Raw genomic sequence first — 18,442 nt, forward strand, 5'->3', positions numbered from 1 at the left:
ACGACGGTAGCGCCGGAAGCGCTTCGTGTCATAGCCGTCTCACGGAAACACTCATGACATTCGGCAGCAGTCAGCGGTCAGGGGGCAGCGGGTGCGGGGCATGCGACGGGGCCCGGACCTGACCCCCTCGTCGGGGGGTCGGGCCCGGGCCCCATGCGGTGTGCGTACGGTCGTGGCCAGGCCTCAGCCGACGACGGTCCAGGTGTCGTTGCCGGCGAGGAGCGCACCGAGGTCGCCCTTGCCGTTCTGCTCGACGGCGGCGTCGAGCTGGTCGGACATCAGCGTGTCGTAGACGGGCCGCTCCACACTGCGCAGCACCCCGATGGGGGTGTGGTGCAGGGTGTCCGCGTCGGCGATCCGGGACAGCGCGAACGCCGTCGTCGGCGACTCCGCGTGGGCGTCGTGGACGAGGACCTGCGAGCGGTTCTCCTCCGTGACGGCCACGACCTTCAGATCACCGGTGGCCGGATCGCGGACGACGCCCTTGGGCTCCTGGGAGCCGAAGAGGATCGGCTGACCGTGTTCGAGGCGGATGACGGCCTCGGCGGCCTGCTCCTTGTCCTTGAGGACCTCGAAAGCGCCGTCGTTGAAGATGTTGCAGTTCTGGTAGATCTCCACCAGCGCCGTGCCCGAGTGCTCGGCGGCCGCGCGCAGCACACTGGTGAGGTGCTTGCGGTCGGAGTCGACCGTCCGCGCCACGAACGTCGCCTCCGCGCCGATGGCCAGGGACACCGGGTTGAAGGGCGCGTCGAGCGACCCCATCGGCGTCGACTTGGTGATCTTGCCCAGCTCGGAGGTGGGGCTGTACTGGCCTTTCGTCAGCCCGTAGATCCGGTTGTTGAAGAGCAGGATCTTGAGGTTGACGTTGCGGCGCAGGGCGTGGATGAGGTGGTTGCCGCCGATGGAGAGCGCGTCGCCGTCGCCGGTGACGACCCAGACCGACAGATCGCGCCGCGAGGTGGCGAGCCCCGTCGCGATGGAGGGGGCGCGGCCGTGGATGGAGTGCATCCCGTAGGTGTTCATGTAGTACGGGAAGCGGGAGGAGCAGCCGATGCCGGAGACGAAGGTGATGTTCTCCTTCGCGAGCCCCAGCTCCGGCATGAAGCCCTGCACCGCGGCGAGGACGGCGTAGTCGCCGCAGCCGGGGCACCAGCGCACTTCCTGGTCCGACTTGAAGTCCTTCATGGACTGCTTCGCCTCGGCCTTGGGCACCAGCTGCAGCAGATCGTTGTGGAGCAGTTCGTCGGTGTCAGGCATCGATGGCCTCCTTGAGGGCCGTGGCGAGCTGCTCGGCCTTGAACGGCATTCCGTTGACCTGGTTGTAGCTGTGGGCGTCCACCAGATACTTCGCCCTGAGCAGCATGGCCAGCTGGCCGAGGTTCATCTCCGGGACGACGACCTTGTCGTAGCGCTTCAGCACCTCGCCGAGGTTCTTCGGGAAGGGGTTGAGATGGCGCAGATGGGCCTGGGCGATGGGCTCTCCCGCGGCCCGCAGCCGGCGCACCGCCGCGGTGATCGGCCCGTACGTCGATCCCCAGCCGAGCACCAGGGTGCGGGCCCCGGCGGGATCGTCGACCTGGACATCGGGGACCTCGATGCCGTCGATCTTCGCCTGGCGGGTGCGGACCATGAAGTCGTGGTTGGCCGGGTCGTAGGAGATGTTGCCCGTGCCGTCCTGCTTCTCGATCCCGCCGATGCGGTGTTCGAGGCCGGCCGTCCCGGGAATGGCCCAGGGGCGGGCCAGGGTCTGCGGGTCGCGCTTGTAGGGCCAGAACACCTCGGTGCCGTCCGCCAGCGTGTGGTTCGGGCCGGTGGCGAAGGAGGTCTTCAGGTCGGGCAGGGCCGCCGTCTCCGGGATCCGCCACGGCTCGGAGCCGTTGGCGAGATAGCCGTCGGAGAGCAGGAAGACCGGGGTGCGGTAGGTCAGGGCGATCCGGGCCGCGTCGATCGCGGCGTCGAAACAGTCGGCCGGGGTCCGCGGAGCCACGATCGGAACCGGGGCCTCACCGTTCCTGCCGAACATCGCCTGGAGCAGATCCGCCTGCTCGGTCTTGGTCGGCAGGCCGGTCGACGGCCCGCCCCGCTGGATGTCGATGATCAGCAGCGGCAGCTCCAGGGAGACCGCGAGCCCGATCGTCTCCGACTTCAGCGCCACCCCCGGACCGGACGTCGTCGTGATGCCCAGGGCCCCGCCGAACGCCGCGCCCAGCGCCGCACCGATCCCGGCGATCTCGTCCTCCGCCTGGAACGTCCGCACGCCGAAGTTCTTGTGCCGCGACAGCTCATGCAGGATGTCCGACGCGGGAGTGATCGGGTACGACCCCAGATACAACGGCAGATCCGCCAGCTGCCCGGCCGCGATCAGCCCGTAGGACAGGGCGAGGTTCCCCGAGATGTTGCGGTAGGTCCCGGTGGGGAAGGCCTGCGAGGCCGGGGCGACCTCGTAGGAGACCGCGAAGTCCTCGGTGGTCTCGCCGAAGTTCCACCCGGCCCGGAAGGCCGCCACGTTCGCCTCGGCGATCTGCGGCTTCTTCGCGAACTTCTGCCGCAGGAACGTCTCCGTGCCCTCGGTCGGCCGGTGGTACATCCACGACAGCAGGCCCAGCGCGAACATGTTCTTCGACCGCTCCGCCTCCTTGCGAGGCAGCCCGAACTCCTTCAAGGCCTCCAGTGTCAACGTCGTCAACGGCACCGGATGAACGTTGTAGGCCTCCAGCGAACCGTCCTCCAGCGGGTTGGTCGCGTACCCCACCTTCGCCATCGGCCGCTTCGTGAACTCATCCGTGTTCACAATGATCTCCGCGCCGCGCGGAACATCACCGATGTTCGCCTTCAGCGCGGCCGGGTTCATCGCGACCAGGACGTTCGGGGCGTCACCCGGGGTCAGAATGTCATGATCGGCAAAGTGCAACTGGAAGGAAGAGACCCCCGGCAGGGTGCCCGCGGGGGCGCGGATCTCGGCCGGGAAGTTCGGCAGCGTGGAGAGATCGTTGCCGAAGGAGGCGGTCTCCGAGGTGAACCGGTCACCCGTGAGCTGCATACCGTCACCCGAGTCGCCCGCGAAACGGATGATCACCCGGTCCAGGCGACGGATCTCCTTCCCGTCGCCGCCCGTGGTTCCCGTCGTACCTGACAGGGGGGCTCGCTGACCCCCGAGGACGGCGTCGTTGGCCTCATCGGCCATCTCTGTCGCGCTACTGACCTGGCTCGTCACTGAACTGGACCTCCCTTGGGGCGGCGGTTCGGAACCGTCCGGCCAGCCGGCGATCCCAGAGGCCACCCTACGTCCGCGTAGGTGGCTCTCCAGGGACCGATCATATGGTGGACGCTATTTTGAGACACCCTTTTAGTCGGGTTTGTCGCCTTTTATAAAGCCCTCGATCATGGCATGAAGGCGGCTGCCCTCTGAGTCTTTGGTCCTAGGCCCTCTCGGCAAACACCCGCCGACGCCCGTAGGGCAGGCGCGGCAGCCGGGAGTCCGAGGACAGGGCCCGGGTGCCCCAGGCCGCCCCGGGCTCCGTCGTCGTCGTTGGTCCTTCCTTGATCAGAGGTGCCCGTCCGGCGCCCGCCGGACACCCCCGGACCCGCGCAATGCCCCCGAAGCGCCCCCGGATCGCTCCCGGAGCACCTCCGGAACCGCCCTCTAGGAGTTCAGGTAGGTCAGCACGGCGAGGACGCGCCGGTGGTCTCCGTCGCTGGGCGAGAGCCCCAGCTTCTGGAAGATATTGCTGACGTGCTTCTCGACCGCCCCGTCGCTCACCACGAGCTGCCGGGCCACGGCGGAATTCGTCCGGCCCTCGGCCATCAGACCCAGGACCTCCCGCTCGCGCGGCGTCAGCCCGGTCAGCACGTCCTGCTTGCGGCTGCGGCCCAGCAACTGCGCCACCACCTCCGGGTCAAGCGCCGTCCCGCCCTGCGCCACCCGGACGACGGCGTCCACGAACTCGCGGACCTCCGCCACCCGGTCCTTCAGCAGATACCCCACCCCGCGGCTGCTGCCCGCCAGCAGTTCGGTGGCGTACTGCTCCTCCACGTACTGGGAGAGGACCAGCACCCCGATGTCCGGGTAGTCCTTCCGCAGGCGCACCGCCGCGCGCACGCCCTCGTCGGTGTGCGTCGGCGGCATCCGCACGTCGGCGACCACCACATCGGGAAGCGCCTTCTGGGCGTCGAGGTCCGCCACGGTCTTGAGCAGCGCCTCCGCGTCCCCGACCCCCGCGACCACGTCGTGCCCGAGATCGGTGAGCAGACGGGTGAGCCCCTCCCGCAGCAGGACCGAATCCTCGGCGATGACCACGCGCACCCTGTTCTCCACGTTCTCCACGACTGCGAGTCCCCCACTGTTCCGAATATGCCGCGTTCCTCGCGACCCCGCACGCACCACGCCCGACCACCGCGCACCGCGCCCCGACCGCACAAGCATCCCAGGACCCGGACACGGATGGGCCCCCTGTGGATAACTCGCACGGCCCGCCAGCACGGCCTGCCAGCACGGCCCGGGAGCGCAGTCCCGTACGCCCCGGGCACGCCCGGCCGCGCGCCCCGGACCATGACGGCCGTACCTCCGGACGATCACGGCCGTACGCCCCGCCGCCGGGCCGGGAGGCCGGGCGAAGGGGCGCACGCGTGGGGCGGGGGAGAGAGAGGGGGGAGGTAAGGGAGACAAGAGGGGATGAGGGGGATGAAGGGGGTGAGGGAGTGAGGGGGGTGAGGGGGATGAGGTGGGGGGTACGAGAGGAGAGAGGTGGCTGGAGTGGCGCCCGCGTCCGGGTCAGCCCCGCCAGGGCAGCTCGGCCGTGACCGTCGTCGGACCGCCGGCCGGGGAGTCGACCACCAGGACCCCGTCCACGGCGTCCAGCCGCTCCGTCAGCCCGGCCAGACCGCCGCCCGAGGCCGGTGACGCCCCGCCCCGGCCGTTGTCGGTGACCTGGAGCATCAGCCGGTCGGCCGCCCGCCACACGTCGACCGTGGCCCGGGTCGCACGGGCGTGCTTGCTGATGTTCTGGAGCAGCTCCGAGACGGTGAAATACGCGATGCCCTCGATCGCCTGCGCGGGCCGCGAGTCCAGGTCCACCTCGACCGTCACGGGAACCGTGCAGCGGGAGGCTATCGCGGAGAGCGCGGCGTCCAGACCCCGGTCGGTGAGGACGGCGGGGTGGATCCCCCGGGCCAGGTCGCGCAGCTCCTGAAGGGCCACCTTCACCTCGCCGTGGGCCTCGTCGACCATGCGGGCGGCGGCCTCGGGGTCGTCGATGAGCTTCTCCTTCGCCAGGCCCAGATCCATGGCGAGCGCGACCAGGCGGGCCTGGGCGCCGTCGTGCAGGTCCCGCTCGATGCGGCGGAGGTCGGCGGCGGCGGTATCCACGACCACGCCCCGGTCCGACTCCAGCTCCGAGACCCGCGTGGCCAGCCTGGACGGCCCCAGCAGGCCGGTGACCATCAGCCGGTCCACCGTGAGCAGACCCCGCACGATCCACGGCGCCGCCAGCACGAGTGCCAGGCCCACCGCCCCGGTCACCGCCAGCTCGGCCGGCGAGTCCAGATACTCCTGGTGGGTGCGGTCCCCGTACAGCTGGAGACCGTCCTGCCCCCCGAACACCGGGAAGAGCCAGAACCACAGCGGGTACGTCAGCGCCGCCAGGCCGTACGTCCAGAAGGTGATCGCGACGACGAACGTGAACACGGCCCACGGGAAGTGCAGCAGCGTGTACAACAGGTGCCGCCAGGACACCCCGCTCTTGAGGACCGCGCCCATCCAGGACATCGGGCCGCCGGTCTTCCCCCGCACCCGCTCCGGGTCCGCCACCTCCACCCGCAGCAGTCCGCGCGCCCGGTGCCGCTCCAGCGCGCCGAAGCCCCGGCAGACGGCGAGTCCGGCCGCGAGGACCGGTATCCCGATGAAGGTGACCAGCAGCCCCGCGCTCATCGACGTCATGGTGACCGCGAAGACGAACATCGCCGTGCTGAGCGGGAAGCTCAGCAGCGTGTAGAGCAGCTCGCGCCAGGCGCGGGCCTCCAGCGGCGCACGCAGCGGGGCGGGGAGGAAGTGCGTCGCAGGGGTCTTCGCCCCGAAGCCGGGGCCGGAACCCTGATGCTCCCGGTCCCGCGTGTCCGGTCCGTATGCCGTGGCCATGAGTCCCGTCCGTTCCGTCTCTGTCCGAAGTCTTTCAGTGGGCTGTGCGTGGGGCGCGCGCCGCGGTGGCGCCGGAGGCGGCCCGCCACCCGGGACCGTTCTCCCTCAAGGGTGCTGGCCGGCGGCCTTCCGCACCATGAGGTCCCTCTCCGTATCCGCCCGGGGGTTTTCCCCACCCCCGCCGGCCGGGCGGTCAGGCGGCCGGCCGGCCGGCGGTCCGGTCACGCCAGGGCAGCTCGGCGGTGACGGTCGTCGGCCCGCCCTCCGGCGAGTCCAGGACGAACACCCCGTCGACCGCGTCGAGCCGCTCGGCGAGCCCCGCGAGACCCGTACCGCCGCCGTCCATCCGGGCCCCGCCCCCGCCGTCGTCCGTGACCTGGAGCATCAGCCGGTCCCCCGAACGCCACACGTCGACGGAGGCCGACCGCGCTCCACTGTGCTTGCTGACGTTCTGGAGCAGCTCCGAGACGGTGAAATACGCGATGCCCTCGATGGCCTCCGCCGGACGTGCCCGGAGGCCCACCGACACCTTGACCGGAACCGTGCAGCGGGAGGCGATGGCGGAGAGCGCGGCGTCCAGGCCCCGGTCGGTGAGGACGGCGGGGTGGATGCCGCGGGCCAGGTCGCGCAGCTCCTGAAGGGCCACCTTGATCTCGCCGTGGGCCTCGTCGACCATGCGGGCGGCGGCCTCGGGGTCGTCGGTGAGCTTCTCCTTCGCCAGACCGAGCCCCATGGCGAGGGCGACCAGGCGGGCCTGGGCGCCGTCGTGCAGGTCGCGCTCGATGCGGCGGAGGTCGGCGGCGGCGGTGTCCACGACCACGCCCCGGTCCGACTCCAGCTCGGCGATACGCCGCTCCAGCTCGTCCGAGGGCGACAGCAGCCCGCGCGCCATCGCCCGGTCCACCGTCGTCAGCCCCCGCGCGATGAACGGCAGCACCGGCCACAGGACGAACAGGCTCGCCAGCGTCACCGCGAACGTCAGCACGCCCCACGGCAGTCGGATGAACCCGTACAGCAACGCCCGCCAGCCCACCGGGTCCTTGAGCCCCGCCCACAGCCGGGTGAAGAACCCCTGATCCCGATGGCCGCGCGCCAGCGGGCTCGGCTCCTCGACCCGGACGCCGAGCATCCGCCGCGCCCGCCACCGCTCCAGCCGGCCCAGCAGCCGGGAGCCCTGGAGCCCGCCGACCAGCAACGGCAGACCGATCACGGTGACGGAGAGCCCGGCGCCCACGGCGATCACGACCACGGTGTAGACGAACCCGACGACGGCCAACGGCAGATTGGCGAGCAGATACGCGACCTCCCGCCAGGCCCACCGGTCGAGGGCGAAGCGGGCGGGCGGCAGCCGGTCGGGATCCGGCACGGAAGGGCTCATGGTCATACCCACAGCCTGCCGGGCCGCTCCCGCGCACACCATGGGGCTCATGGGTGGGGTGAAGTAGGGATAACCCCACCTGATGCCCGACGCGGCTGCTTACGCTCCGTTTAGCAGGCCCTAGACTCCCGTGCGTACAAACAGGTACAGGTACCACGGGACAGATGCGGACGACGAGGGAGCGAGGGGCGGACGTGGCCGACGTTACGGACGTGACCGGCGTGGCGGACGCGGTGGGCATGACCGGCGTGGCTGACGTGATGGACGTGACCGGCGTCACGCACGCGATGGGCGGGGTCGGCGGGTCCGGCGGGTCCGGCGTTCCGCTGGACGGGTCCACCGCGCTCGCCTCGGAGTACTTCCAGAGCTATTCGGTCATCGGTCTGCTCGCCCTGGTCGGCGTCCTGTTCGTCGCCGTGGCCTTCGGGGCCGGGCGACTGCTGCGCCCCGTCGTCCCCACCCCGGAGAAGCTGCTCACCTACGAATGCGGCGTCGACCCGGTCGGCGAGGGCTGGGCGCACACCCAGGTCCGCTACTACGTCTACGCGTTCCTGTACGTGATCTTCGCCGTCGACTCCATCTTCCTGTTCCCGTGGGCCACGGTGTTCGCGGCGCCCGGATACGGCGCGACGACCCTGGTCGAAATGTTCGTCTTCCTCGGCTTCCTGGCCGTGGGACTGCTCTACGCATGGAAGAAGGGCGTCCTCGCATGGGCCTGACGAGTCGGCCGACCCCCGCGTCGCAGCAGCCCGCGCCCCCGTCCGATCCGGTCCTCCTGCCCGAGCCCAAACGGCTCGGCGTGCTCTCCCGGCTCGCCCCCGAGCCGATGAAGGTCGTCCTCAACTGGGGCCGCCGCTACAGCCTCTGGGTCTTCAACTTCGGACTCGCCTGTTGCGCCATCGAGTTCATCGCCGCGTCCATGGCGCGCCACGACTTCATCCGGCTCGGCGTGATCCCGTTCGCCCCCGGCCCCCGTCAGGCCGACCTCATGATCGTCTCCGGCACGGTGACGGACAAGATGGCCCCGGCCGTGAAGCGGCTGTACGAGCAGATGCCCGAACCGAAGTACGTCATCTCCTTCGGCGCCTGCTCCAACTGCGGCGGCCCCTACTGGGACTCGTACTCCGTGACCAAGGGCGTCGACCAGATCATCCCCGTCGATGTGTACGTACCCGGCTGCCCGCCCCGGCCCGAGGCGCTGCTCCAGGGCATTCTCAAGCTCCAGGAGAAGATCGCGCGCGAATCCCTCGCCGAGCGGTACGCCTCCGGGGGCACCGGGAGCACCGGGGGCGCCGGTTCCACGGGCGGCGGCCCGTCCACCGAGGCCCTCCGCAGCGGCCTGGTGGCCGCGCCGACGGCCCCCGCCCCGACGGCCCCTGCCCCGACGCCGGGGGAGGAGCGGTGATGAGCGACAGCGACCAGCACACACCATCCGCCGCCGAGGCCTACGACCGGCTGCCGGACGCGGTCACCGACCTGTTCGGCGACCGGGCCACGGCGGAGTCCGCGTACGACCTGCTGACCGTCGACGTCCCCGCCGCCGCGTGGCTCACCGCGCTGCGGACCGCCCGCGACGAACTCGGGTGCACCTACTTCGACTGGCTCAGCGCCGTGGACGAACCGGGCACGGGCTTCCGCGTCTGCGCCCATGTCGCGGCCCTGGGCACGGGTACGGTGCGGCGGCTGATGGTACGCACGACCGTGCCGCACGAAGCGGCGGTCCTGCCCAGCGCCATCGACGTCTACGCGGGCGCCGCGTGGCACGAGCGCGAGACCCACGAGATGTTCGGCGTCGCGTTCGACGGCCACCCCCACCTCGTACCGCTGCTCCTGCCGGAAGGGTTCGAGGGCCACCCGCTGCGCAAGGACTTCGTCCTGGCCGCGCGCGTCGCCAAGGCCTGGCCCGGGGCGAAGGAACCGGGGGAGCCGGCGGAGGGCCACACCGGCCCCAAGCGTCGCGCGATGCTCCCGCCCGGGGTCCCCGACCCGAACGAATGGGGCCCGCTGAAGGGCCAACTTCCCCCGGCCGCCGCACGCCCGGGCCGATCAGCCCGCCCCTCGGCCGACCGCCCGCCCCGCCGCACCCGCACCGCGAGCGAGGGCTCAGCGGCACAACGCCCCACGGCGAGCGGCATGGAGACCCCCGCGAAGTCCGGCGCGGAGGCCGGCGCGGAGTCCCCTGCGTTTACCGGTGTGGAGGCCGCCCCCACGGTGGCCCGTACGGAGGCCCCCGCGACGCCGGACGCATCCGCGCCCCCGGAGGCGCCCCCGGCGACCCGGGGGCGCCGCTCCCGGTCGGCGTCCGAGGGCTCGGCAAGCCAGCAGCCGCCCCCGGACGCCCCTGCCGCGACCCCGCCCGCCCCGGCGCGCCGTTCCCGGTCGGCCTCGGGAGGTTCGGCCAGTCAGCGTGCGGCGTCCAAGGCGTCCGGGGACGCACCCGGGCCGCCGCCCCGGGTGCGCAGCACGGACGCCCCGTGGCACGACGCCCGACCGGCCTTCGACGATGAACCGGAGGCACCGGCGGCCGGGTCCTCTCAGCCCCTCCGGCGTGCGAGGAGCGGGGGTACGGCGGCAGAGCCCTCGGTTCGGGAAGGGGAGGGCAACGGAGCCACCGCCGACGAAGCCACCCCCGCCCCGGCCCCCACAGCTGACGAAGCCATCCCCGGCGAAGTTGCCCCCGACAGGCCCACCCCAGACAAGCCCGTCCCCGACAAGTCCACCCCCGACAAGTCCACCCCAGACAAGTCCACCCCAGACCATCCCGCCGGAGGCGATCCCGAGTGAACGACGTGTTCGACGTCGCCCTCCGCCTGGCCATCGTCTTCGCCGTGTTCCTGGTCGCCCCCCTCCTCGTGGGGCAGACGGAACACAAGGTGATGGCCCACATGCAGGGCCGCCTGGGCCCCATGTACGCCGGCGGCTTCCACGGCTGGGCCCAGCTCGTCGCGGACGGCGTGAAGTTCGCGCAGAAGGAGGACGTGGTCCCGGCCGCCGCCGACCGCCGCGTCTTCCAGCTCGCCCCCGCCGTCGCCCTCCTCCCGTACCTCCTCGTCCTCGTGGTCATCCCCGTCGGCCCCGGCGACGGCGCGGTCGGCCAGGCCGTCGACGCGGGCATCTTCTTCGTCCTCGCCGTCATGGGCATCGGCGTCCTCGGCTCGCTCATGGCGGGCTGGGCCTCCGCCAACAAGTTCTCCCTCCTCGGCGGTCTCCGCACCGCCGCGCAGCTCCTGTCCTACGAGCTGCCGATGCTCCTGACCGCCGCCTCCGTGGCGATGGCGGCCGGGACGGTCTCGCTCACCGGCATCCTCGACGCGTTCGCGTGGTGGTGGCTGCCCTGGCAGATCGTCGGCGCGCTGGTCTTCTTCGTCGCCGGTCTCGCCGAGTTGCAGCGCCCGCCGTTCGACATGCCGGTGGCCGACTCCGAGATCATCTTCGGCGCGTACACCGAGTACACCGGTCTGCGCTTCGCCCTGTTCCTCCTCGCCGAGTACGCGGGCATCGTCGTCCTGTGCGCGCTGACCACCGTCCTGTTCCTCGGTGGTTGGCACGGCCCGTTCGGCGCCGACGGACTCGGCTGGCTCTGGACCGTCCTCAAGACCGCCCTCCTCGCGTTCGTCGTCATCTGGCTGCGCGTCAGCTACCCGCGCCTGCGTGAGGACCAGTTGCAGAAGCTCGCCTGGACCACCCTCGTCCCGCTCGCCCTCGCGCAGATCGCGCTCACCGGCATCGTGAAGGTGGCGATCAACTGATGCCCCCGATCCCCGGATCAGGCCTGGCCAAGGGCCTCGCCGTCACCCTGCGCACGATGACGAGGAAGACCGTCACCGCGCAGTACCCGGACACCCAGCCCGAACTCCCGCCCCGCTCCCGCGGCGTCATCGGGCTGTTCGAGGAGAACTGCACGGTCTGCATGCTCTGCGCCCGTGAGTGCCCCGACTGGTGCATCTACATCGACTCCCACAAGGAGACGTCGCCGCCCGCCGCCCCCGGCGGCCGTGAGCGCAGCCGGAACGTCCTCGACCGTTTCGCCATCGACTTCTCCCTCTGCATGTACTGCGGTATCTGCATCGAGGTGTGCCCCTTCGACGCGCTGTTCTGGTCGCCCGAGTTCGAGTACGCGGAGACGGACATCCACGAACTCACCCATGAGCGCGACAAGCTCCGCGAGTGGATGTGGACCGTGCCGGAGCCGCCCGCCCTCGACCCCGGGGCCGAGGAGCCGAAGGAGATCGCCGCCGCCCGCAAGGCCGCTGACAAGCTCGCCGCCCAACGCGCGCAGGAACAGCGGGACCAGGCAGACGAGAAGGGAGGGACCCCCTGATGCTGCACACCGCACCCTCCTTGCTCGCCGCCGCCGCCGCCTCCGCCTCCGCCACCTCCACCGCCGCAGGCGACCATCCCGGCTTCCTCTCCCCGTCCGGCGTCGAGGTCGCGTTTCTCCTCGTCGGCCTTGTCACCCTCGGCGCCGCCGTCGTCACCGTCACGACCAGGCAACTGGTGCACGCCGCCCTCTGGCTCGTCGTGGCGCTCGGCGGACTGGCCGTCGAGTACCTCCTGCTCACCGCCGAGTTCATCGCCTGGGTCCAGGTGCTGATCTACGTTGGTTCCGTCGTCGTCCTCCTCCTCTTCGGCCTGATGCTCACCCGGGCCCCCATCGGCCGCTCCCCGGACGCCGATTCGGGCCATCGGTGGGTCGCCCTCGGGGTGGCCGCCGCGGCGGCGGCTGCCCTCGTCTGGGTCGTGGTCGACGCCTTCCGTACCACCTGGATCGACCTCGACGGCCCGGCCCAGGGCTCCACCGAGGTCACCGGCGCCTTCCTGTTCCGGAACTGGGTGCTGCCCTTCGAGGCGCTCTCCGTCCTGTTGCTCGCCGCTCTCGTCGGCGCGATCGTCCTGTCCCGCAAACACGACACGGACACCACGGTCCGCCCCGGCACCAAGGGGACCACCAGGCCCGGGACCAAGGGGACGACCAGGCCCGGGACCGTGAAGCAGCGCCCGCCCTCCTCACCCGGCGCGCCCGCCTCGCCCGGCACACCTGGCCACGAGGAGCAGAGCTGATGCACCTCGCCTATCCCGCCGTGCTCGCCGCCCTCCTCTTCTGCATCGGCCTCTACGGCGTCCTCGCCCGCCGCAACGCGATCCTGGTCCTGATGTCCGTCGAGCTCATGCTCAACGCCGTCAACCTCAACCTCGTCGCCTTCGACGTCTGGCTCCGCGACACCCTCCACTCCGGCCAGGCACTCACGCTCTTCACCATCGCCATCGCCGCCGCCGAGATCGGCATCGGCCTCGCGATCGTCCTGGCCGTCTACCGCAACCGGGGCACCTCCGCCATCGACCGGCTCCGCGACACCGCCGAGACCGACGACGCCGAGACGCTTCCCGACGCCGTCGACGGCACGGAGCCGCCCCCGGGCGGGGCGGACGGGAGAACAGGGAAGACAGGGACAGGAACAGGGACAGGGACAGGGAAGACAGGGAAAGCGAAGAAGGCAGAGGCCACCACGTGACCATCACGACCCTCGCCGCCCTCGTCCCCCTCCTCCCGTTCCTCGGGGCCCTCGCCGGGCTCGCCGTCGGCCGTACCGCCCCCGGCTTCGTCCGCCCGCTGGCGATCCTCCCGACCCTCACCGCGGCCGTACTCGCCGTGATCGTCGCCGTCCGCCAGGGCGGCGGCCGGGCCGTCGACGCCGCGACCCAGCTCACGCCCACCGGATCGGTCCCGATCGACCTGGCGCTGCACCTCGACGGCTTCGCCGTTCTGGTCGCCGTCCTCGTGACAGTCGTCGCCACCTGCGTACAGCTCTACTCCACCGCCTACCTCCGCGACGACGCCCGCTACCCCTCCTACGCGGCCCTCGTCTCCCTCTTCACCTCCGCGATGCTCCTGGTCGTCTACTCAGGCGACCTGATGGTGCTCCTGGTCGGCTGGGAGATCATGGGCATCTGCTCGTACTTCCTCGTCGGCCACTACTGGGAGACGCCCGAGGCCCGGGCCGCCTCCCTCAAGGCCTTCCTGGTCACCAAGCTCGGCGATGTCCCCTTCCTGATCGGTCTGTTCGCACTCGCCGCCGACACCGGCAGCTTCCGGATCACCAAGATCCTCGCCGCCGTCGGCAACGGTGGGCTCGACCACCCCACCGTCATCGCCCTGCTGCTCCTCGCGGGCGTCGCGGGCAAGTCGGCCCAGTTCCCCCTGCACACCTGGCTGCCCGACGCGATGGCCGGCCCCACCCCCGTCTCCGCGCTCATCCACGCCGCGACGATGGTCGCCGCCGGCATCTACTTCGTGGCCCGGCTGCTGCCCGTCTTCGCGGCCTCCGGCGCGGCGCTCGTCGTCCTCGCCGTGATGGCCGCCGTCACGATGATCGGGTCCGGGCTCGCCGCCCTCGCCCAGGACGACATCAAACGCGTCCTCGCCTACTCGACCATCGGCCAGCTCGGCTACATGTCGGGCGCCCTGGCCGTCGGCGACCGGGGTGCGGCGGTCTTCCACCTGATCTCGCACGGTGCGTTCAAAGCGGTCCTCTTCCTCGCCGCGGGCGTCGTCATCCACGCCGCGGGCACCAACTCGCTCGCCGCCATGTCCCGGATGGGAGGGCTTGCCCGCCGTATCCCGGACGCCTTCTGGACGATGACCGTCGCGCTCCTCGCCCTGGCCGCCATCCCGCCGTTCGCCGGCTTCTTCTCCAAGGAAGCCGTCCTCGTCGCCGCCGAGCACACCGCCCTCGGAGACCGGAGCGTCGCCCCGGCCGCCGCAGGGTGGACGATCCTGATCGCCGGGCTCCTCGCCGCCGTCCTGACCGCCGCCTACGCCGTACGCCTCTGGCTCCTGGCCTTCCGCGGGCGCGGCGCGGAAGCCCCCGACCACGGCGGGCAGCCCGCCGCCATGACCTCCGTCCTGTGGATCCTGGCCGTCCCCACCATCGGCTTCGGCCTCACCGTCGGCATGATCGGCGACTGGTTCGACGGGCACGGCCTCACCCCGTCCCTCACCACCGCCGTCCTCTCCACCGGCGTCACGCTCGTCGGCGGCCTCGTCACCTACGGCGCGTGGCGGCACACCACCGCCATCGCCGCCCGCACCCCCATCGGCGCCGTCGCCGCCCACCCCGGCGTCGAACCCGCCCTCGTCGAAGCCGAGGCCATGACGTCCCACACCGCCGTCTACGGCACCATCGCGGGCGCCCCCGACCCGGCCGACCCCGGCAGGATCCTCCTCGGGCCCCTGCACCGCCACGCGGCCACCGGCTTCCACCTCGACGCCCTGTACACGGTGCTCTTCGTCCGGCCCGTCCAGGGAGCCGCCCGCCTCGTCCGCTTCCTGGACCGCGAGGTCGTCGACACCTACGTCAGCGGATCGGGCGCCGTCACGCGCCTCCTCGGCACCGCCGTCCGCCGGGCCCAGACCGGCAACGTGCAGACCTACGCCGGCGCCCTGCTCGCCGGATCCCTCGTCCTGGCGATCGCCGCCGTCGTCTTCGCCAACGTCAACGCGGGGTCGTGACCGTGATCGATATCAGTGCGTCCGTGATGCAGTTCCTTCTGGCGTTCCTCGTCGTCGCCCCGCTCCTCGGCGCCGTCGCGGCCCTGCTCCCCGCCCCGCCCGGGCTCAAGGGGAAGAACCCCGACCAGGCCGTGCTCCGCCACGGCGTGACGGTCACCGGCGCCGTCCTCATCGCCGCGATCGTCCTGGCCGTCGGCTTCGACCACGACCACCCCGCCACGATGCAGGCGACCACCGACATCAGCTGGATCCCGGCGCTCGACGTCCGCATCCACCTCGGCATCGACGGCATCTCCCTCCCCCTCCTGGTCCTGACCGCGCTGCTGACCTTCCTCTGCGCGCTGTACAGCTACTTCAAGCTGCCCGCGGGCCCCTCACCGAAGGCTTTCGTCGCCCTCGTCCTCGTCCTGGAGTCCGGCACCCTCGCCACCTTCGCCGTCCTCGACCTGCTGCTCTTCTTCCTCGCCTTCGAGATGGTCCTCATCCCGATGTACTTCCTCATCGCCCGCTGGGGCGGCGGCAGGCGGCAGGCGGCCGCCTGGAAGTTCATCCTCTACACCCTGCTCGGCTCGGTCGTCATGCTCCTGGGCATCCTCCTCATCGGGCTGAAGAGCGGCACCTTCGACATGGTGGCACTCGCCACTGACAACGGCCGGGGCCTCACCACGTCCGTGCAGGTCATCGCCGTCATCGCGATCGGTGTCGGCCTCGCTGTGAAGACCCCGATGTGGCCCCTGCACAGCTGGCTCCCCGACGCCCACACCGCCGCCCCCACCGTCGGGTCGGTGCTCCTCGCGGGTGTCCTGCTGAAGATGGGAACGTACGGATTCGTCCGGATCCTGCTCCCCATCGCCCCCGACGGCATGCGGACCTTCGCGCCCTACCTCGCGGCGTTCGCCGTCGTCGGCATCGTCTACGGCTCCCTCGCCTGCCTGGCGCTGGCCCGTACCGGCGCCAAGGGCGATCTCAAGCGGCTCATCGCCTACTCGTCCGTCGGACACATGGGCTTCGTCCTGCTCGGCATCGCCACCATGACCCCCACCGGAGTCAACGGCGCGCTCTTCGCCAACATCGCCCACGGCCTCATCACCGGTCTGCTGTTCTTCCTGGTCGGCGCCGTCAAGGACCGCTACGGCACCGCCGACCTCGACGCCCTCGCCGGAGCGACCGGGGCCGCCCTCTACGGCCGGGCGCCCCGCCTCGGCGCGCTGCTCGCCTTCGCCGCCATCGCCTCGCTCGGCCTCCCCGGACTCGCCGGATTCTGGGGCGAGATGCTCACCCTGTTCGGCGCGTACAGCCCCGCCGAAGGCCTCAGCCGCCCCGCGTTCCGCACCTTCATGGCCATCGGGGCGTTCGGCACCCTGCTCACCGCCGCGTACATGCTCATCGTCGTCCGCCGCGTCTGCATGGGCGAGCACTCGCCCCACTCCCGGCTGTCGCCCGACGACCGGGCCTCGCAACTGGCGGGCGGCCCGCAAGCAGTGTCACGCCCCCAGCCGTCCGAGGCCCAGCCGTCAGGCCCCCAGCCGTCCGAGGCCCAGCCGTCAGGCCCCCAGCCCGCCGGTCCTCAGCAGCCCGGCCCTCAGCAGCCCGGCCCTCAGCCGTCCGAGGCCACCGGAGCCCGGCCCGCCCCCTCCACCACCCCGCAGCTCGCGGACATCCAGGCGTACGAAGCCGCCACCTGGACCCCGCTCGCCGCGTTCACCGTCCTCGCCGGTCTCTGGCCCGCCGTCCTCCTCGGCCTCACCGACCCGGCCGTGCAGAAGCTCCTCGCAGGAGGCAAGTCGTGACCGCGGACCTCAGCACCGCCCCGGGCCTGACCGCCCCCGGCACCGGCGACGCCGCCGGAAGCCTCCTCGCCGCCGACACCCCCAGCGTCGTCCAGTCCATCGACTGGCTCGCCATCGCGCCCCCCACCCTCACCGCGCTCGCCGCCCTGATCGTCCTGGTCGCCGACCTGTTCCTGCCCGCGCACCGCAAACAGCTCCTCGGCTACGGCGCCCTCACCGCCCTCGCCGCCGCCCTGGCGCTCCTGGTCCCCCTGCGCGCCGGGGACCGGGCCACCTTCTGCGTCACCACCGGCGCCCAGGCCTGCAGCTACACCGCCGACCACTTCGCCCTCGTCATCCAGGCCCTCGTCCTCGGCGGCGCGTTCCTCACCGTCCTGCTCTCGCTCGACGACACCCGGAAACTACCGGCGGGGGAGTTCTGGTTCCTGCTCCTGGCCTCCGCATCCGGGGCCGCCCTGCTGCCCGCCTCCCGCGACCTCGCCACGCTCGTCGTCGCCCTCGAAGTCGCCTCGCTGCCCGCGTTCGCGCTCGTCGGCATCGTGCGCGGCGACCGCCGCTCCTCCGAGGCCGCGCTGAAGTTCTTCCTGTCCTCCGTCGTCGCCACCGCCGTCATGCTGCTCGGCGTCAGCTTCGTGTACGCGACCACCGGCACCCTGCACCTCACCGAGATCGCCGCCCGCCTCGACGACGTGCCCCCGGTCCTCGACACCCTCGCCAAGGCCGGCGTCGCCCTCACCCTCGTCGGCTTCGCCTTCAAGACCGCCGCCGCGCCCTTCCACTTCTGGGTCCCCGACACCTACGTCGGCGCGCCGCTCCCCATCGCCGCCTATCTCTCCGTCGTCGGGAAGGCCGTCGGGTTCTCGGGGCTCATTCTGGTCACCGTCATCGCGTTCCCCTCCTACGCCGACGTGTGGGGGCCCGCGATCGCCGTCCTCGCCGCCCTCACCATGACCGTCGGCAACGTCGCGGCCCTCCGCCAGAACGCCGACCGCGCCCGCAGCGCCGTCCGCCTCCTCGCCTGGTCATCGGTCGCCCAGGCCGGCTACCTCCTGGTCCCGATCGCCGCCGCCGCGTACTCCGGCGACGACCGGATCGGCTCCACCGTGGCGTACGCCCTCATGTACGCCGTCGTGAACCTGGGGGCGTTCGCGGTCGCCGCCGTCGTCGCCCGCACCCACCCCGGCAACCGGCTCGCCGACTACCGGGGCCTCTACGCCACCCGTCCGCTCGCGGCCCTGGCCCTCGGATTCTTCCTGCTCTGCCTGGCCGGACTGCCACCCGGCATCATCGGGCTCTTCGCGAAGGTCACCGTCTTCTCCGCGGCCGTCGACGCGGGCCTCGGCTGGCTCGCCGTGGTCATGGCCGTCAACGTGGTGATCGCTCTCTACTACTACCTTCAGTGGACCGCGATCCTCTTCCGTACGCCCGAGGGCGCCCCGGAAACCACTGGGGCCGCCACCGGATCCACGGCCTCCGTTCCACCACGCCGATTCGCGATCCCCACCCCGCTCACCACGGCGATCGTGCTGACCGCCACCGCCGGAATCCTGCTCTCCGGGGCCCCGCAGGCCGTCCTGCGCTTCGCCTCCGGCAGCCTTTTCTGAGGCGTTCCGACCCCGCAAGATCGGTTT

Annotated in this window: 15 protein-coding genes; 10 read left to right on the top strand and 5 right to left on the bottom strand. The window is 71.6% G+C overall.

Features of this window, described 5'->3' with window-relative positions:
* Positions 1-183: 183 nt before the first annotated feature.
* From PSQ21_RS21040 to PSQ21_RS21060, 5 genes are all read right to left on the bottom strand, one after another.
* Entirely contained in the window at positions 184-1,257 is a 1,074-nt protein-coding gene (locus PSQ21_RS21040) for a 2-oxoacid:ferredoxin oxidoreductase subunit beta (RefSeq protein WP_274032168.1), read from the bottom strand.
* Complete coding sequence (locus PSQ21_RS21045; RefSeq protein WP_274032169.1) at positions 1,250-3,214, bottom strand: 2-oxoacid:acceptor oxidoreductase subunit alpha; 1,965 nt, start codon at positions 3,212-3,214, stop codon at positions 1,250-1,252. The genes PSQ21_RS21040 and PSQ21_RS21045 overlap by 8 nt, the downstream gene beginning before the upstream one ends.
* Positions 3,215-3,643: 429 nt before the next feature.
* A complete protein-coding gene (locus tag PSQ21_RS21050) occupies positions 3,644-4,303 on the bottom strand; it encodes a response regulator transcription factor (RefSeq protein WP_097872227.1) in 660 nt (219 codons plus the stop codon).
* A 468-nt stretch (positions 4,304-4,771) separates the two neighbouring features.
* The gene (locus PSQ21_RS21055; RefSeq protein WP_274032170.1) at positions 4,772-6,133 is read right to left on the bottom strand and encodes a sensor histidine kinase; all 1,362 of its coding nucleotides are present in this window, start codon (positions 6,131-6,133) and stop codon (positions 4,772-4,774) included.
* Positions 6,134-6,326: 193 nt separating this feature from the next.
* The gene (locus tag PSQ21_RS21060; RefSeq protein ID WP_274032171.1) at positions 6,327-7,517 is read right to left on the bottom strand and encodes a sensor histidine kinase; all 1,191 of its coding nucleotides are present in this window, start codon (positions 7,515-7,517) and stop codon (positions 6,327-6,329) included.
* Between the two features lie 281 nt (positions 7,518-7,798).
* Here PSQ21_RS21060 and PSQ21_RS21065 point away from each other — a divergent pair, with 281 nt between their 5' ends.
* Genes PSQ21_RS21065 through PSQ21_RS21110 form a run of 10 tightly spaced genes read left to right on the top strand, consistent with a single transcriptional unit; the run spans position 7,799 to position 18,415 of the window.
* Positions 7,799-8,230, top strand: coding sequence for an NADH-quinone oxidoreductase subunit A (locus PSQ21_RS21065; protein WP_274035871.1), 432 nt, complete (start codon positions 7,799-7,801; stop codon positions 8,228-8,230).
* On the top strand, positions 8,221-8,916 hold the full coding sequence (locus PSQ21_RS21070; protein WP_274032172.1) for an NADH-quinone oxidoreductase subunit B: 696 nt from the start codon (positions 8,221-8,223) through the stop codon (positions 8,914-8,916). Before PSQ21_RS21065 ends, PSQ21_RS21070 begins: the two co-directional genes overlap by 10 nt.
* The gene (locus tag PSQ21_RS21075) at positions 8,916-10,295 is read left to right on the top strand and encodes an NADH-quinone oxidoreductase subunit C (RefSeq protein WP_274032173.1); all 1,380 of its coding nucleotides are present in this window, start codon (positions 8,916-8,918) and stop codon (positions 10,293-10,295) included. Before PSQ21_RS21070 ends, PSQ21_RS21075 begins: the two co-directional genes overlap by 1 nt.
* The gene (locus PSQ21_RS21080) at positions 10,292-11,260 is read left to right on the top strand and encodes a complex I subunit 1/NuoH family protein (RefSeq protein WP_274032174.1); all 969 of its coding nucleotides are present in this window, start codon (positions 10,292-10,294) and stop codon (positions 11,258-11,260) included. The genes PSQ21_RS21075 and PSQ21_RS21080 overlap by 4 nt, the downstream gene beginning before the upstream one ends.
* Positions 11,260-11,832 (top strand): NuoI/complex I 23 kDa subunit family protein, encoded by a 573-nt coding sequence (locus tag PSQ21_RS21085; RefSeq protein ID WP_097870163.1) that lies wholly within the window; start codon positions 11,260-11,262, stop codon positions 11,830-11,832. The genes PSQ21_RS21080 and PSQ21_RS21085 overlap by 1 nt, the downstream gene beginning before the upstream one ends.
* On the top strand, positions 11,832-12,572 hold the full coding sequence (locus PSQ21_RS21090) for an NADH-quinone oxidoreductase subunit J family protein (protein ID WP_274032175.1): 741 nt from the start codon (positions 11,832-11,834) through the stop codon (positions 12,570-12,572). The genes PSQ21_RS21085 and PSQ21_RS21090 overlap by 1 nt, the downstream gene beginning before the upstream one ends.
* Entirely contained in the window at positions 12,572-13,024 is a 453-nt protein-coding gene (gene nuoK / locus PSQ21_RS21095) for an NADH-quinone oxidoreductase subunit NuoK (protein ID WP_274032176.1), read from the top strand. Before PSQ21_RS21090 ends, nuoK begins: the two co-directional genes overlap by 1 nt.
* Entirely contained in the window at positions 13,021-15,021 is a 2,001-nt protein-coding gene (locus PSQ21_RS21100; RefSeq protein ID WP_274032177.1) for an NADH-quinone oxidoreductase subunit 5 family protein, read from the top strand. Before nuoK ends, PSQ21_RS21100 begins: the two co-directional genes overlap by 4 nt.
* Entirely contained in the window at positions 15,018-16,811 is a 1,794-nt protein-coding gene (locus tag PSQ21_RS21105) for an NADH-quinone oxidoreductase subunit M (RefSeq protein ID WP_274032178.1), read from the top strand. The genes PSQ21_RS21100 and PSQ21_RS21105 overlap by 4 nt, the downstream gene beginning before the upstream one ends.
* Positions 16,808-18,415 (top strand): NADH-quinone oxidoreductase subunit N, encoded by a 1,608-nt coding sequence (locus tag PSQ21_RS21110; protein WP_274032179.1) that lies wholly within the window; start codon positions 16,808-16,810, stop codon positions 18,413-18,415. The genes PSQ21_RS21105 and PSQ21_RS21110 overlap by 4 nt, the downstream gene beginning before the upstream one ends.
* The last annotated feature ends 27 nt before the right edge of the window (positions 18,416-18,442 follow it).

This window comes from Streptomyces sp. MMBL 11-1, from assembly GCF_028622875.1.
GTDB lineage: Bacteria > Actinomycetota > Actinomycetes > Streptomycetales > Streptomycetaceae > Streptomyces.